The organism is Kurthia sp. Dielmo (assembly GCF_000307285.2).
GTDB lineage: Bacteria > Bacillota > Bacilli > Bacillales_A > Planococcaceae > Kurthia > Kurthia populi.
This window is the reverse complement of the sequence record NZ_HE578968.1, coordinates 1-17,161: the sequence shown is the minus strand read 5'-3', so window position 1 is coordinate 17,161 and position 17,161 is coordinate 1. Positions and strand designations below refer to the sequence as shown.

Here is a 17,161-nt window from a genome sequence, read left to right as displayed (position 1 = left end):
ATTGTCTACTAATAGAAATGATAGCGTAATTTATACAGGTAGGATTACGTAGGCATTGTTCGTAGGAAAAAGGTTCAATAAAGTTTTTCTGTTTACCTTGTGAGGAGGCTAGGGATGAATCGAATATTTCGATACACCATACTTTATTTATTAATTTTCCTTGTTATTGTTGGGATTTTTGGCACATTCAATAGTGCAAACAAACCAACGAAAGAATTATCATATCACGATTTTGTGACAGCATTAGAGAACGGTAAAATTACCGAAGCTGATATTCAGCCCGATAATCTAGTGTATGTCGTTAAAGGTAAGTTAGAAGGATATGATAAAGGCGAAAGCTTCGTAGCAAACATCCCTCGTGATGACCAAGAGCTTATGAATGATATTCGAGCTGCTGCGAAAGATAACGCGTTTGACTTCAAACAAGCCCCAGAAACGAACGGCTTCGTTCAATTCTTTACGGGCATTATCCCATTCGTGATCATTTTAATTCTGTTCTTCTTCTTAATGAACCAATCTCAAGGCGGCGGTAATCGCATGATGAGCTTTGGTAAAAGCAAAGCAAAACTGTATGACGATCAGAAGAAAAAGGTTCGTTTCACAGATGTTGCTGGTGCGGATGAAGAAAAACAAGAGCTTGTTGAAGTGGTTGATTTCTTAAAAGACCATACGAAATTCGAGAAAATCGGAGCTCGTATCCCGAAAGGTATCCTATTAGTAGGGCCTCCGGGTACTGGTAAAACATTACTTGCTCGTGCAGTTGCGGGTGAGGCTGGCGTACCATTCTTCTCGATCTCAGGTTCTGATTTCGTAGAGATGTTCGTCGGTGTTGGTGCAAGTCGTGTTCGTGATTTATTCGAGAACGCGAAAAAGAATGCACCATGTATCATCTTCATTGATGAAATTGATGCAGTTGGTCGCCAACGTGGTGCAGGTGTTGGTGGTGGTCACGATGAACGTGAGCAAACATTAAACCAATTACTTGTTGAAATGGATGGTTTCGGTGCAAACGAAGGTATTATTATCGTCGCTGCAACAAACCGCCCAGACATTTTAGACCCTGCATTACTTCGTCCAGGACGTTTTGACCGTCAAATTACTGTCGGTCGCCCAGACGTTAAAGGTCGTGAAGCAGTACTTAAAGTACATGCTCGTAAAAAACCTTTAGATGAAACTGTAGATTTAAAGGCTATCGCTCAACGTACACCAGGGTTCTCTGGTGCAGATTTAGAAAACTTATTAAACGAAGCAGCGCTTGTTGCGGCACGTAGTAATAAGGAAAAAATCGACATGGGCGATATCGATGAAGCAACAGACCGCGTAATCGCGGGTGTTGCGAAAAAAGGTCGCGTTATTTCTGAAAAAGAACGTAACATTGTAGCGTACCATGAAGCAGGACACGTTGTTGTCGGCTTAACGCTAGATGAAGCGGAAAAAGTTCATAAAGTAACAATCGTACCTCGTGGCCAAGCGGGCGGTTATGCAGTAATGCTTCCAAAAGAAGATCGTTACTTCATGACAAAACCAGAGTTACTTGATAAAGTAGCGGGCTTACTAGGTGGTCGTGCTGCAGAAGATATCACATTTGGTGAAGTTTCTACAGGCGCTCATAATGACTTTGAACGCGTAACGGGCATTATTCGCTCGATGGTGACAGAGTACGGTATGAGTGATCGTATTGGTCAATTACAATATACGAGCAAACAAGGCGGCGGCGGGAACATGTTCCTTGGCGGCGAATCAAGTGCAGCATTCTCAGACGCGATTTCAAAAGAAATTGATGAAGAAATGCAACGTATGGTAAAAGAACAATACGCACGTACGAAAGAAATCTTAACTGAACGACGCGAACTGCTAGAACTAATCGCTCAAACACTATTAGTGGAAGAAACATTAGATGCAGAACAAATCGAACACCTTGAAAAATACGGTAAATTACCAGAACGTACGTATAGTAGTACACATACAGTCAACTCTGAAGGCCTTTCTGCTAAAGAAAAGGAAGAAGCTTTAGAGGGTGATGTACGCGGTGGAGAAGTAGTATCTGAAGATAAAGTATCTTTAGGGAAAAATACAGACCCAACGAAAAAAGATCTACCTGATGAAAATGTTACTGGAAAAAATAATGACGGTATTCAAGAAGAACGAGATTAATTAATCCAAACAGGCGGCTGAGGCATTGACTTTAGCCGCTTTTTTGTTGCTTCAAACAGTTTCTTTTGTAACCAAAACAAATTATGTTATGATTCTTTCAGAACTTACGCAAGTCATTTATAGAAAAGAGGAATTTTAGCATGTCAGATTATTTAGTTCGAGCTTTAGGCTTTGGTGGTAGCGTGCGTGCATTTGCCGTTCGTACAACAGACACAGTAGGTGAAGCTCAACGTCGCCATGATACATGGCCAACAGCTTCAGCAGCACTAGGTCGTACGATGACAGCTGCTGCCATGATGGGCGCAATGCAAAAAGGTGATGACCTTTTAACAATTAAAGTACAAGGTGATGGCGATATTAAAGGAATTATCGTTGATGCTAATGCAAAAGGTGAAGTACGCGGTTATGCTGTGAATCCTCATGTACACTTTGATTTAAATGCACAAGGAAAATTAGATGTGCGTCGCGCAGTAGGAACAACAGGTTCTCTATCTGTTGTAAAAGATACAGGCTTACGTGATTATTTCACAGGCCAAGTAGAATTAATTTCAGGTGAACTAGGCGAAGATTTCGCATATTACTTCACAAAATCAGAGCAAACACCATCAGCAGTAGGCTTAGGTGTACTTGTAAATCCAGACGATTCGATTCTTGCAGCGGGCGGCTTTATCGTTCAAGTAATGCCAGGTGTGGATGACGAAACGATTACACAAATCGAACAAGCATTATCAAATATCGAACCCGTTTCTAAAATGATTGAAAAAGGCTATACGCCAGAACAAATTTTAGAAGCAGTACTAGGTAAAGATAACGTTGAATTTTTAGATACAAAACCAGTTGCATTCGCATGTAATTGTTCAAAAGAACGTTTCTCAAACGCTTTAATCGGTGTTGGTGAAGTGGAACTACAAGCGATGATTGATGAAGATCATGGTGCTGAAGCACAATGCCACTTCTGTATGGAAAAATATCAATATTCAGAAGAAGAGCTTGCAAGTATAATCGAAGAAATTCGCGTACAAAAAGCATCTCGCTAATTGACACGTAAAAGAGGTCAGGAGTTGATTCCTGACCTCTTTTCTTATGCCGTTAAAACAGTCTTTAGTTTTTGTACCGCTTTTGGTATTTCATTCATTTGTAGATTCGCAAACCCAATAATAAACGAACGATTGTTTGTAGGTAGCATCGTTAATAGAAATCGCTCGAGTGTGAAAAGCTCCACATTTTCCTCCTGAGCTCTTGCGATAATCTCCTCGTATGACGTAGTGGTGTCATAATGAATGATGAAATGTAGCCCTGCTGGTATATCAACAATTGTTAATTTTTCATCGAATACATGTCGCAACTCTTGAATTAGTTTTTTACGAATGCTCTCAAAATGTTGGGCCATCGTCGCTAGATGCTTTTGGTAGTAACCGTCCTTCATAAAATAGTGCAGTGTATATAAATTGAGCGTATTACATGAAGGAAGTAGGTGAGAGAAGTGTTCCTTATAGCGTTTTAATAATGCTGGAGGTAGCACCATATAACTAATGCGAATGCCAGGAAACAATGTTTTTGAAAAGGTGCCCATATAAATCGTGCGCTGGCTTTTATCAAGGCTTTGCAGTGACGGAATATGCGCAGTTTCATACTTGTATTCACTATCATAGTCATCCTCGATAATGTAACGCTCCTGTGGAACATTAAGCCAGTTCAGTAGCTCAAAGCGTCGTGAAATCGGCATGATGACGCCCATTGGAAATTGATGCGCAGGCGTCGTATACAGCAGCTTTACATCACTTTTTACATGCGCTACATTAAAGCCCTGCTCATCAATGGGTACAGGGTGCACCTGCCACTGCTCTTGTTCAATTAATGTGCGATAGCGTGCATAGCCAGGATTTTCAAGCGCAATCGTACCAGGTTCAAATAGCGCCAGTACTTGACTCATTAGACCTTGGCTAGAGGAATGAAAGATGATTTGTTCGGGCTCACAGCGTACGCCGCGTTTGAAATTTAAATGTTTCGCAAGTGTTTGACGTACTGTGTAAGGACCTTGCTGATGAGAAAGATGAGAGAGCTCATCGCGAAATTCGTGGAATGCTTTATGCTCACATTTGGCCCATTCGTTATAAGGAAATTGCTGAAGATTCGTCGCCATATGCGAAAACGATGTGACATGGCGATGTTTATAAGGTTGCTCTTTTAACTCTTCAGGTAGTTTCGGCCACTTTTGCGTATCCTGACTATAATGCGTAATGTCCTCAACAAAATACCCTTTACGTTCTAAGCTATAGAGATAGCCCTCAACGATTAGCTGGTCGAGTGCGACAATGACGGAATTAATGCTGACATTAAATTGCTCGGAAATTTTACGTTTTGATAATAGTTTTTCGTGAGGCTGATAGTTTCCTGATAAAATTTGTTCTTTGATGCGTTCGTACACAACTTGGTATTTATATTTTTTATCTTGAAGAATCATGCGGCACAACTCCCTTTAAGAAAACTGGTTCTTATTTTTTTCGAAAGTGGTTCTTTTCTTTTGCTGAATAAATCGGCATAATTTCAGTAATGTTAGAAAAATAAGATTATTTACAGCGTAAAAATGCTCGAACGAGAAATAGTGTGATGTAAAAAGAAAACTTAATTTTTTTTGCACTAAAAATGACTCAGAGTCATTATACCATATTCTTATTTTTCTGAAAAATAATCAGGACATACCAAAAAGGAGGCGTCATGCACATAGTCAGTTAAACGGATCATCATAATCTGAATAAACAGGAGCTTGAAGGAGGGGACTTCGCTTGGGAATGCGAGAGAAAAGAGTGCCAACAGTGGGTATTGCTCTAATACCCATTATCACCATGGTCATCGTGTTATTTGTAGGGATTTTCATTTATGGAGCTGACCCGCACATACCGATCATGATCAGCGCTGTCGTTGCGAGTTTAGTTGCATTGTACTTAGGATTTTCTTGGAAGGAATTAGAGCAAGGGATTATCAAGGGAATTACCCTTTCCTTACAGGCATTGCTTATTCTAATTATTTTAGGAACATTGATTTCGACATGGTTAGCAGCCGGAATTGTACCGACGATGATTTATTACGGGGTCGAGTTTTTATCACAAGGTTTATTTTTACCGCTTGCCATTATCATTTGTAGTCTTGTTGCTGTTTCCTCTGGGAATGCTTGGACCGCAGCGGGAACGATTGGGATTGCGGTAATGGGTATTGGAACGGTTTTTGGTTACAACCCAGCGATGGTTGCGGGAGCTGTTATCTCGGGCTGTTACTTTGGTGATAAAATGTCCCCTCTATCTGAAACGACGAATATGTCGCCTGGGATTACAGGTGTTGAGTTGTTCGACCATATTCGCAATATGATGTTTACGACGATGCCCGCTTGGGTGATTTCGGTGATTCTGTTCTTCTTTTTAGGCTGGACACAGCATAGTAAAGGTGGAAGCGCCGATACGATTACAACATTACAAAACGATTTAGATGCATTATTCACCATTTCACCATGGCTATTGCTTGTACCGGTCGTTGTGCTCGTATTGATTGGCTTAAAAATGCCAGCGATACCGGGGTTATTAATCGGTTCCATTTTAGGACTTGTGATGGCAGTGGTTGTGCAGGGTGTTTCGATAAAGGAAATGCTCGCGATGATGGTATCAGGATACACACAAAAATCAGACAATGAAATCATCAGCAATTTACTGAATAATGGCGGTATCGAAGCCATGATGTACACGATTAGTCTCGTGATGCTCGCGATGAGTTTAGGCGGGATTTTAGAAAGCACAGGCATTTTGGAAACGCTCGTGACGAGCTTACTAAAGTTCGCGAAGTCGACAGGTAGTTTGATTGCTACGACGGTAGTGACATGTATTTCAGCAAATGTCATTGCTTGCGACCAATATCTTTCAATCCTTCTACCAGGTCGCATGTATCTTTCAGCGTATAAGAAACGCGGGTTACACCCAAAGGCATTGTCCCGAACAATCGAGGATGCTGGAACGATGACCTCCCCGCTCGTACCTTGGAATACATGCGGTGCTTTTATGGCGGCTACACTTGGCGTTGCCACCGTCCAATATGCCCCGTACGCTTTTCTTTGTATCATCAGCCCAATCATCGCCGTCATCTTTGGCTACTTCGATATTAAAATTGCGAAGCTTGATACGTATGATGAAATTCATGCACATGACGATGAGGAACCAACTGAAGAACAACAACAACGTCCATATATTTTAAATAATAAAGTTGATTTCGACTAAAAAGGAGAGAATAATCATGACAAAAAACCAACAAGTAGCAAATTATATTAACCAAGTTTTAAGCTTAGTAGAAAAGAAAGAGTTAACGCCAGAGGATGCAAAATGGATTACAGAAGAAACAGTTGAAGGCTTCCGCGAAAATATTAACCCGGGCTTCTTAGAGTATCGTAAAACGGTAACAGTTGATAACCAATTTGCCGCAGTAGAATGGTCAGATGAGGGCTCTCATTTTAAAGATGTTAATGGTAAAGAATACATCGATTGCTTAGGCGGCTTCGGTATTTACAATGTCGGTCACCGTAACCCGAAAGTATTAAAGGCGGTAACAGATCAATTACAACACCAAGCGCTTCACTCACAAGATTTATTAGATCCACTACGCGGTATGCTTGGCAAAGTATTAGCAGAAATTACGCCAGGGGATTTAAAATATTCATTCTTCACAAATAGTGGGACGGAATCTGTAGAATGTGCGCTGAAAATTGCGAAAATGTACAATACAGAGCGCTCAACTTTTATCGCAGCAACAAAAGCCTTCCACGGTAAAAGTTTAGGTGCATTATCAAGCACAGCAAAAGGCATTTTCCGTAAGCCATTCCAACCGTTAATTCCAGGATTCCGCCATGTACCATACGGTGATTTAGATTATATGCGTAAAACATTTGAAGCATGTCAGGCAACAGGTGATGACGTAGCAGCGGTTATTTTAGAGCCAATCCAAGGTGAGGGCGGTATTATCATCCCAACGCGTGAATACTTACAAGGTGTTCGCGATTTATGTGACGAGTTCGGCACATTATTAATCTTTGATGAAGTACAAACAGGGATGGGGCGTACAGGTGCGATGTTCGCATCCGAGTTATTCGGCGTAACACCAGATATTTTAGCGCTAGCAAAAGCATTCGGCGGTGGTATTATGCCAGCAGGTGCAGTTGTTGGGAATGAAAAAGTATTCTCGGTATTATTCGAAAATCCATTCATGCATACGACTACATTTGGTGGGAACCCACTTGCTTGTGCAGCAGCACTTGCGACAATTAGCGTTTTAATCGAGGACGAGCTACCACAACGTGCGGCAGAAGTCGGTGAATATATGCTAAAAGGTCTTCGCGAGGCAGCGGAAGCACACGGTGATAAAGTATTAGAAATTCGTGGTATCGGCTTAATGATCGGTATCGAATTCCACACAGATGAAATCGGCTATGAGGTATCAAAAGGAATGTTCGATGAGGGCGTGCTTGTAGCAGGTACATTAATCAACTCGAAAACAATTCGTATTGAGCCACCACTAACCATTTCATATGAAGAGGCAGACCAAGTAATTGGGACATTTAAAAAAGTATTAGCAGAGAAGTTTGACGAAGCGTTAGTAAAATAACAAATCATATGAAAAGGGGATGACAAAAATGGAAGCAACGCAAGCAGTGAAAACATTAAAAAACTATATTAATGGTGAATGGCAGGCGCCTTCATCAGACCGCGTGGAAGATGTTATTAATCCAGCGACAGGTGAAGTGATTGGGAAAATTGCCTTTTCAACAAAAGAGGATACGGAGCGTGCAATTGATGCCGCACGTCAAGCATTTGATAGTGGTGTATGGGCTGACGCAACAACGCATGAGCGCGCAGCTGTCCTGTTGAAAATTGCTGATTTAATCGAAGCTGAAGCAGAAGAACTCGCAAAAGCAGAGACAATCGATAATGGTAAAATCTTAGCCGAAGCCGAATTTGATGTAGCTGATGCGGCGACATGCTTCCGTTATTACGCGGGCATTATTATGCACCCAGATGGCGAAACCTATCACGTGCCGGACAACGTACAAGCGATGGTCGTGAAGGAGCCAGTTGGCGTGACGGGTTTAATCGTACCGTGGAATTTCCCAATTTTAATGTCTGTATGGAAACTTGCACCAGCGTTAGCAGCAGGGAACGCCATTGTATATAAGCCTTCAGAGGTAACACCAATGAATGCACAGCGTTTATTTGAGATTTTTGAAGAAGCGGGTGTCCCACACGGTGTGGTAAATATGGTTGTCGGCGACGGTCCAACGGTCGGTCAGACAATTTCAGAAAGCCATGAGGTGGACATGGTGTCATTCACAGGAAGTACAGCAGTTGGCCGTGAAATTATGAAAGCCGCTGCTGGTAATTTGAAAAAGATTTCGCTTGAACTAGGTGGTAAATCGCCAAATATCGTTTTTGCGGATGCCGATTTAGAAACGGCGGTTGATTATGGTTTATTTGGTATTTTCTTTGGCTCAGGACAAGTGTGCTCAGCAGGGAGCCGCATCCTAGTAGAGGAAAGTATCTATGACCGCTATGTAGAGCGCTTTGCAGAGCGTGCGCAGTTGATCAAAGTAGGACCAGGGTTAGATCCTACATCGAATATGGGTGCAATCGTTAGTGAGAAACAGTTGAATCGTATTTTAGACTATATTGAGATTGGTAAATCAGAAGGCGCGCGTCTTGTTGCAGGCGGGAAGCGTGTTGTCGATAATAATCTTGATAAAGGATTCTTTATAGAGCCAACAGTGTTTGCAGATTGTACGCCAGAGATGCGTATTGTACGAGAGGAGATTTTTGGACCGGTCGTGACGATTCAAAAATTCTCAACAGAGGAAGAAGCAATTCGTCTCGCAAATGATACCGATTATGGCCTTGCAGGGGGCGTGTTCTCGGGTGACGGTGCGAAGGCGCTGCGCGTCATTAAAAAAGTACGCGCTGGGATTACATGGGTGAATGATTACCATCCAACATATGTAGAAGCTCCTTGGGGTGGCTACAAGCAATCTGGGATTGGTCGTAGCTTAGGCAAGTACAGCCTTGAAGAATTCCAAGAAGTGAAGCAAATTAATATTCGTTTATCTGTCGAACCAAACGGCTGGTTCCTGGCAGAGTAATATACAAAAAGTGAATTATGTAAAAACACACAATATTCTAAAAAATATTGTGTGTTTTTTCGTTGACATTCGGAAACGGTGAGAGTAAACTTAAAACATATAAAATTACTAGGAATTAGGAGTGGAAAACATTATGACATACCAAATCGCAAATTCTGTTGCTGACTTAGTTGGTAACACACCATTAGTAAAATTAAATCACGCTACAGGCCCGAACGATGCAAACGTATACGTGAAATTAGAGTATATGAACCCAGGTTCTTCTGTAAAAGACCGTTTAGCATTAGCAATGGTAGAAAAAGCAGAAAAAGATGGCATCCTAAAAGAAGGTAGCACATTAATCGAACCAACATCAGGTAACACAGGTATCGGTCTTGCGATGATTGCTGCAGCAAAAGGGTACAAATCAGTCATCGTAATGCCTGATACAATGTCTCTAGAACGTCGTAACCTATTACGCGCTTACGGTGCTGAATTAATTTTAACTCCAGGTGCGGACGGTATGAAAGGTGCAATCGCGAAAGCGGAAGAACTATCTAAAGAAAACGGTTGGTTCTTACCACAACAATTCGAAAACCCAGTGAACGCAGTAATGCACTACGAAACAACTGGTCAAGAAATCGTAAAAGCATTCAAAGAAGCTGATCTTCAAGTAGATGCATTCATCGCAGGTGTTGGTACTGGTGGTACAGTATCAGGCGTTGGTAAAGCGTTAAAAGAAAACTTCTCTGACGTTGAAATCATCGCTGTTGAACCAAAAGATTCGCCAGTTCTTGAAGGCGGTAAACCAGGTCCTCACAAAATCCAAGGTATCGGTGCAGGTTTCGTACCAGCTACGCTAGATACAGAAGTATATGATGTAGTAATCGGTGTAGAAAATGACGATGCATTCGAAACATCTCGTAAAGTAGCAAAAGAAGAAGGTATCTTAGGTGGTATTTCTTCAGGTGCTGCGATTTGGGCTGCTGTTGAAACAGCTAAAAAATTAGGTAAAGGCAAAAACGTTGTAGCAGTACTTGCTTCTAACGGTGAACGTTACCTATCAACTCCTTTATATCACTTCGACGATTAATTCGTTTGAAGCAAGAGGAATCGCGTTTTTACGCGGTTCCTTTTTTTAATGAAAAAAAGTGTCCCAGAGCACAATTTATGTTATATGATGCACGTAGGTAAGAAAAAAGACAGAGAACATGTTGGAGGTAGCGAGACGTGAACATTGTACAGTCAAACACTTTTTCATTAACACCAGATGCCTTTTTTTACGGCTATAAGCAGCAAACAGCGCATCTAGCACATCATCTTTTTTTAGAGAGCGGCCGAGGTGGAAAGCAATCCATTGCCGCATGGAATCCACTCGCTATTGTGGAAGCAATTGAAGGTGGTATCAAAATTACGTGGCGTGATGGTCGCGTAGAGCAGCAATACGGTGAGGCACTACAGCTTGCGGAAGATTTTGTTATGCAGTATCGCACTGATTGCCCGCATGATTATTTTTATGGCGGGGCAATTGGGTTTATTACGTATGATTATGTACGTCAAATCGAAAAAATACCGACGATTGCTGAAGATGACTTACAGGTACCGGATATTTTCTTTTATGTTGTTGATCACTGGGCAGTATTAGATGTCGCAACAAATACCGCACGTATGATGAAGCTAGAAAGTAGCTCTATCGATGTCGAGCAGGCGGCAAGAGACTACGAAGCGGCAGCGACTGTAGGGCTTACTATGCGAAAATTCAATCAAACAGACGCCTTACCGGTAGCGATGGATGTACGTCGTTTAAAATCAATGTCAGGCGCGCAGTTTGAAGCAGCTGTGACAAAAATTCAGGACTATATCGCGGCAGGTGACGTTTTTTCAGGTCAATTTATCGGTGCGCCAGGAGGAAACCCTTGATGTCCCACCAATTGATGTATACGAGGCGCTACGTACATTTAATCCATCACCATATATGTCCTATATCGCGGCACCTACGTTTGCGGTAGCATCTGGCTCTCCGGAACTCTTGATTGAGAAAAAGGGCGACGCTTTATCGACGCGTCCGATTGCTGGCACACGTCCACGCGGTGCAAATGATGCGGAGGATTTAGCCTTAGCGAAGGAATTAATCGACAATGAAAAAGAACGTGCAGAACATGTGATGCTTGTAGATTTAGAGCGCAATGATTTAGGGCGTGTAGCAGCATATGGCTCCGTTCATGTCGATGAATTTATGGTTATCGAAAAATATTCCCATGTGCAGCATATTGTATCGAATGTGCGAGGTACAGCACGCAAAGACCAAACGAATGCAGATATGATTCGAGCCGTATTCCCAGGAGGAACGATTACGGGTGCACCGAAAATTCGTACGATGGAAATTATTGAAGAACTGGAGCCCGTACGCCGTGGTCTGTATACCGGCTCGATTGGCTGGCTTGGCTTCAATGGCGATTTTGATTTAAATATCGTTATTCGCACTGCGTATATTCAGCATAATACGGCATATATTCAAGCGGGAGCTGGCATTGTCATTGACTCGGTACCAGAGCGTGAATATATCGAATCACTTAATAAGGCGAAGGCAATGTGGCAGGCAAAACAGATGGCGGAGGCGTAGCACGATGATTTTAATGGTTGATAATTATGATTCATTTACGTATAACTTAGTACAGTATTTTGGCGAGCTTGGTCAGGAGCTTCGTGTTGTACGCAATGACCAACTGACACTTCAAGACATTGAGGCGCTAGCGCCAAAAATGATTGTTATTTCACCAGGACCACGTACACCAGATGATGCGGGCATTAGCCTTGAGGTGATTCGTTACTTTGCGGGACAGATTCCGATTTTTGGTGTGTGCTTGGGGCATCAAGCGATTGCGCAAGTATTTGGCGGTGATGTTGTGCGCGCAACGCGTTTAATGCACGGTAAAACCTCACCAATTCTTCATAACAATACCGGCGTCCATCAGCAACTCGCAAATCCATATTTGGCGACGCGCTATCATTCGCTAATTGTAGACCGCAAGACCCTACCAGATTGTCTAGAAATTACAGCATGGACAGCAGAGGGGGAGATCATGGGGCTACGACATAAGGAGCTTGCAGTCGAAGGGGTGCAGTTCCACCCCGAGTCAATCATGACCGAAAGTGGCAAGCAGCTGCTCCAAAACTTTATTGATGCATATGTGGAGGTCGGATAAATGTGGTGTTTTCATAATAGTATGTATGTAAAGGCAGAGGATTTACGCATTTCACCGTTTGATCATGGCTATTTGTATGGCCTAGGTGTTTTTGAAACACTGCGAACTTATGACGGCAAGCCTTTTTTATGGCATGAACATTTTACACGAATGCAGGAGGCGCTTAGTGTCTATCATATTCAATTGCCATATACAGAGCAGGAGCTACACGATGTTATAATGGAATTAAATGTGCGTAATGGCGGTGATGATGGTTATTTTCGTGTGAATGTATCAGCAGGGGAAGCGGGCATTGGTCTTGCGAAGACGACTTACGACGAGCCAACTGTTATCGTTTTTCGCAAGCCGCTTGAGCTACCGCCTCGTGGTGCGGAAAAAAATGCGGTGTGGCTAGATACGGTGCGTAATTCGCCGGAGCAACATACCCGTTTTAAGTCACATCATTATGCGAATAATATCGTAGCTCGCTTTGAAGTACCTTCATTAGCATCGCTTGAAGGCTTCTTTTTAAATGATCAGGGCTATGTAGCAGAGGGCATTACGTCGAATATCTTTTGGGTAACGGATGGTATCATTTATACACCGGCCCTATCAACAGGTATTTTACCAGGAATTACGCGTGCACATGTCATGACACTTACCCCGGTGATAGAAGGTACATTTACAAAAGAGGATATGCTACGAGCAGATGAATGCTTTATTACGACGTCGATTCAGGAGTTGATTCCGATTCGTGCAGTAGGTGATAAGCAATTTGCGGGAAGTGATGGTGCGGTCTATCAAGAACTGCATGCACGTTATATTGAAACGATAAAGGAGTCTTAACGGTGAATTTAGAGCATTATAAGCCAGTCGAGATAGCTGGACATACATTAGATTTTCAACATGAAACCTTTGTGATGGGTATTTTAAACGTGACCCCAGATTCATTTTCTGACGGTGGTCAATTTAATACGGTCGAAACAGCCGTTGCCCATGCAAAGCAAATGGTCGCAGATGGCGCAAAAATTATCGATATTGGTGGCGAGTCTACACGCCCAGGGCATACACCAATTTCTGCTGAAGAGGAAATGGCACGAATTTTACCGGTCATCCGTGCGATTCGTAGTGAAGTTGATGTGTTATTATCCGTCGATACATTCAAATCTGAGGTAGCACGCGCAGCAGTTGAAGCGGGTGTTCATATTATTAATGATATTTGGGGTGCACAGCATGATCCGAAAATCGCGGATGTGGCAGCAGAACTGCATGTCCCGATTATTTTAATGCATAATCGTGTTAATACCGATTACGGCGATAACTTCTGGGCGTCTGCAAAAGCTGATATCGAGCGAAGCATTACGATTGCGAAAAATGCTGGTGTTCCTGATGAGCATATTTGGCTCGACCCAGGTGTAGGCTTTGCGAAAACACGCGCGCAGGATTTAGAAATCATGCGTTGTCTACCAGAGCTAAGTGATATGGGCTATCCCGTTCTATTGGCGACATCGCGTAAGCGCGTCATTGGTGATGTACTTGATTTACCGAAGGACGAGCGAATGGAAGGAACAGCTGCTACATGCTGTTATGGTGTAGACAAGGGCTGTCATATGGTACGTGTGCATGATGTGAAGCCGATTGCACGCATGATGAAAATGATGGATGCACTGAAATAGGAGGAAAACAAATGGATTATATTCATATTAAGGATATGGAATTTTACGGCTACCATGGTGTGCTTGAGCAGGAGACTGTACTTGGTCAGCGCTTTCGTGTGACACTTGCGATTGCGGTTGATTTACAGCATGCAGGGGAAACGGATGATTTAACCGATACGGTAAGCTATGCGGAGGTATTTGAGATTTGCCAAAAAATCGTTGAAGGCAAGCCGTATCAATTAATTGAAGCGGTAGCAGAGCACATCGCAAAAGCGGTTCGTGAGGCGTATCCAACAGCAGTGAAAGGCATTCGTGTTGAAGTCATTAAGCCCGATCCACCGATTCGTGGACATTACCGCGAGGTCGCTGTGGAAATTACACGAGGTGACTTTTAATGAATGAAGCTTATATTTCACTAGGGTCCAATATGGGCGATAAAGAGGAGGCACTACGCCATGCCGTTGCGCTTTTAAATGAACATGAAGGCATCCGTGTGTTAGCAGTTTCTTCTATATATGATACGGACCCCGTTGGCTATGAGGAGCAGGATGTGTTTTTGAATATTGTCGTAAAAATTGAAACGACACTCGCCGCACAGCCATTACTCGAAGTGTGCCAGAAAATTGAGCAGGAATTAAAGCGTGTGCGTATCATTCGCTGGGGGCCACGTACGATTGATTTAGATATTTTATTATTTAATGATGAAGTAATTGAAACCGATACATTAAGCGTACCGCATCCACGTATGCATGAGCGTGCGTTTGTGCTCGTACCATTAATGGAATTAGACAAAGCCATCGCATTGCCAACAACAAAACGTACGGTTCGTGAACATCTACAAGAAATTGGCGATGGTGGCGTACGTATTTATCGCTCATTCTAAAAAATTTCAGAGCGTGTACTTTTGCATAAGAGCGCCTTTAAACACAGTGGAATGGACGTAAGCTGTAGAGGAATTAGTGGCGACTTCGTTCATTTCTGCTATTATAGAAGGGTAGATTTTCAAATAATTTAAGCAGAAGTAGTGAATTAGCACGCATTTTTGTGTACAATTAATCCATTATGGACTGTTTTTGTAACAATACTAAGGAGTGAAATAATCGTGGCAGAAGAAATTAATGACCAACAACAGGTTCGACGCGATAAAATGGATGAAATCCGTTCACAAGGCATCGATCCTTTCGGTCACCGTTTTGACCGTACGCACTTAACAAGTGACTTACGCGCTCAATACGCTGACACAACGCAAGAAGAATTCGAAGAAAACCCTGTAGAAGTAGTACTAGCAGGTCGTATCATGACGAAACGTCGTAAAGGTAAAGTAACTTTCGCAAACATCAAAGACTTCGGTGGACAAATTCAAATTTACGTACGTAAAGATGCAATCGGTGAAGATCCTTATGAAATCGTGAAAAAATCCGATCTTGGCGATATCGTCGGTGTAAAAGGGAATCTATTCAAAACACATGTAGGTGAATTAACAGTTAAAGTTACTGAATTTACGTTCCTTTCTAAAGGTTTACGCCCATTACCAGAGAAATTCCACGGTTTACAAGATGTTGAGCAACGTTACCGTCAACGCTACTTAGATTTAATTACAAGTGATGATAGCATGAAAACATTTGTGACTCGTACACAAATTATTAGCGCAATTCGTTCGTTCTTAAATACAAAAGGTTTCTTAGAAGTAGAAACACCGATGCTAAATGCAGTAGCAGGTGGTGCAGCAGCACGTCCATTCGTGACACACCACAATGCCTTAGATGCACAAATGTATATGCGTATCGCAATCGAACTATACTTAAAACGTTTAATCGTTGGTGGTATGGAAAAAGTGTATGAAATCGGCCGCGTATTCCGTAACGAAGGTGTATCAACTCGTCACAACCCAGAGTTTACACTTCTTGAGTTATATGAAGCATATGCAGACTACAACGATATCATGGACTTAACAGAAGATTTATTCGTACACGTAGCACAAGAAGTAATTGGTACAACTCAATTACAATACGGCGACGACGTTATCGATTTATCTAAAGGCTGGAAACGTCTACACATGGTAGATGCAGTTAAAGAAGCTACAGGCGTTGACTTCTTCCAAGAAATGACGAAAGAAGAAGCACAAGCTCTTGCGAAAGAACATCACATTGATATCAAAGATACAATGGAAGTTGGTCACATTATTAATGAATTCTTCGAACAAAAAGTAGAAGAAACATTAGTACAACCTACATTTGTCTATGGTCACCCAGTGGAAATCTCTCCATTAGCTAAGAAAAACCCTGAAGATCCTCGTTTCACTGACCGTTTCGAATTATTCATCGTACGTCGTGAACATGCAAATGCATTCACAGAACTTAATGATCCAATCGACCAACGCGAACGCTTCGAAGCGCAAATGGTAGAAAAAGAACAAGGTAATGATGAAGCGCATGATATGGATGAAGACTTCTTAGAAGCTTTAGAGTATGGTATGCCGCCAACAGGTGGTCTAGGTATTGGTATTGACCGTATGATCATGTTATTAACAAATGCACAGTCAATTCGTGACGTATTATTATTCCCATTAATGCGCCAACGCTAATTAATAATAGTAGAAAAAGGAGCTAGATTTATGCTAGCTCCTTTTCTTTTTGTTTAAAAACAGTGATTTTATAAGGATGTTTAAAATGAGAGAACTTGAAATAGCGAAAGACGTTCTTATGAGAGCAATAATAGTTCAATTTAAGTCTTGTAATAACTGCAAAATTACATTAGAATAGTATTTGTCATCAACGAGGTATTCACACTTGAAAAACTTCGTTAGCAGCTGTATACTAATAAAGTTGCTGAAATAAAGCATTTAAATATTTTTAAAAAAGTTGTTGACATTAAGTTCTCTACTTGATATAATATTTAAGTCGCTAAGAGGTGACGCTAACAAAACGATAAAAAATTCGAAAAAAGAATTTGAAAAAAGTTCTTGACATCGAAAATGAGTTATGTTAGAATAATTAAGTCGCTAAGGAAACTTACTGACAACG

Annotated in this window: 13 protein-coding genes and 1 pseudogene; 13 read left to right on the top strand and 1 reads right to left on the bottom strand. The window is 41.8% G+C overall.

Going from position 1 to position 17,161, the window contains the following annotated elements; all coding sequences use genetic code 11:
* Positions 1-114: 114 nt before the first annotated feature.
* The gene (gene ftsH, locus KTHG_RS20225) at positions 115-2,154 is read left to right on the top strand and encodes an ATP-dependent zinc metalloprotease FtsH (RefSeq protein WP_139996212.1); all 2,040 of its coding nucleotides are present in this window, start codon (positions 115-117) and stop codon (positions 2,152-2,154) included.
* A 140-nt stretch (positions 2,155-2,294) separates the two neighbouring features.
* Positions 2,295-3,191 (top strand): Hsp33 family molecular chaperone HslO, encoded by an 897-nt coding sequence (hslO, locus tag KTHG_RS20220; RefSeq protein WP_139996210.1) that lies wholly within the window; start codon positions 2,295-2,297, stop codon positions 3,189-3,191.
* Positions 3,192-3,235: 44 nt separating this feature from the next.
* On the opposite strand, the gene gabR is transcribed toward hslO, so the two are convergent.
* Positions 3,236-4,618: a MocR-like transcriptional regulator GabR gene (gabR, locus tag KTHG_RS20215; protein WP_139996208.1), complete on the bottom strand. Its 1,383-nt coding sequence runs from the start codon at positions 4,616-4,618 to the stop codon at positions 3,236-3,238.
* 328 nt (positions 4,619-4,946) lie between these two features.
* Here gabR and nhaC point away from each other — a divergent pair, with 328 nt between their 5' ends.
* From nhaC to lysS, 11 genes and pseudogenes are all read left to right on the top strand, one after another.
* The gene (gene nhaC / locus KTHG_RS20210; protein ID WP_139996257.1) at positions 4,947-6,416 is read left to right on the top strand and encodes a Na+/H+ antiporter NhaC; all 1,470 of its coding nucleotides are present in this window, start codon (positions 4,947-4,949) and stop codon (positions 6,414-6,416) included.
* A 16-nt stretch (positions 6,417-6,432) separates the two neighbouring features.
* Positions 6,433-7,794, top strand: a complete 1,362-nt coding sequence (locus KTHG_RS20205) for a putrescine aminotransferase (protein WP_139996206.1) — start codon at positions 6,433-6,435, stop codon at positions 7,792-7,794.
* Positions 7,795-7,840: 46 nt separating this feature from the next.
* Entirely contained in the window at positions 7,841-9,316 is a 1,476-nt protein-coding gene (locus KTHG_RS20200; protein WP_139996255.1) for an aldehyde dehydrogenase family protein, read from the top strand.
* Positions 9,317-9,449: 133 nt separating this feature from the next.
* On the top strand, positions 9,450-10,388 hold the full coding sequence (gene cysK, locus KTHG_RS20195; RefSeq protein WP_126988960.1) for a cysteine synthase A: 939 nt from the start codon (positions 9,450-9,452) through the stop codon (positions 10,386-10,388).
* A 137-nt stretch (positions 10,389-10,525) separates the two neighbouring features.
* Positions 10,526-11,918, top strand: a pseudogene (locus tag KTHG_RS20190) (anthranilate synthase component I family protein).
* Between the two features lie 4 nt (positions 11,919-11,922).
* On the top strand, positions 11,923-12,501 hold the full coding sequence (gene pabA, locus KTHG_RS20185; RefSeq protein ID WP_139996204.1) for an aminodeoxychorismate/anthranilate synthase component II: 579 nt from the start codon (positions 11,923-11,925) through the stop codon (positions 12,499-12,501).
* Positions 12,502-13,326, top strand: a complete 825-nt coding sequence (gene pabC, locus KTHG_RS20180; protein WP_139996202.1) for an aminodeoxychorismate lyase — start codon at positions 12,502-12,504, stop codon at positions 13,324-13,326.
* A 2-nt stretch (positions 13,327-13,328) separates the two neighbouring features.
* Entirely contained in the window at positions 13,329-14,156 is an 828-nt protein-coding gene (gene folP, locus KTHG_RS20175) for a dihydropteroate synthase (protein WP_126988964.1), read from the top strand.
* Between the two features lie 11 nt (positions 14,157-14,167).
* The gene (gene folB / locus KTHG_RS20170; RefSeq protein ID WP_126988965.1) at positions 14,168-14,533 is read left to right on the top strand and encodes a dihydroneopterin aldolase; all 366 of its coding nucleotides are present in this window, start codon (positions 14,168-14,170) and stop codon (positions 14,531-14,533) included.
* Entirely contained in the window at positions 14,533-15,021 is a 489-nt protein-coding gene (gene folK, locus KTHG_RS20165) for a 2-amino-4-hydroxy-6-hydroxymethyldihydropteridine diphosphokinase (protein ID WP_139996200.1), read from the top strand. Before folB ends, folK begins: the two co-directional genes overlap by 1 nt.
* Before the next feature lie 219 nt (positions 15,022-15,240).
* Entirely contained in the window at positions 15,241-16,722 is a 1,482-nt protein-coding gene (lysS, locus tag KTHG_RS20160; RefSeq protein WP_370362829.1) for a lysine--tRNA ligase, read from the top strand.
* The last annotated feature ends 439 nt before the right edge of the window (positions 16,723-17,161 follow it).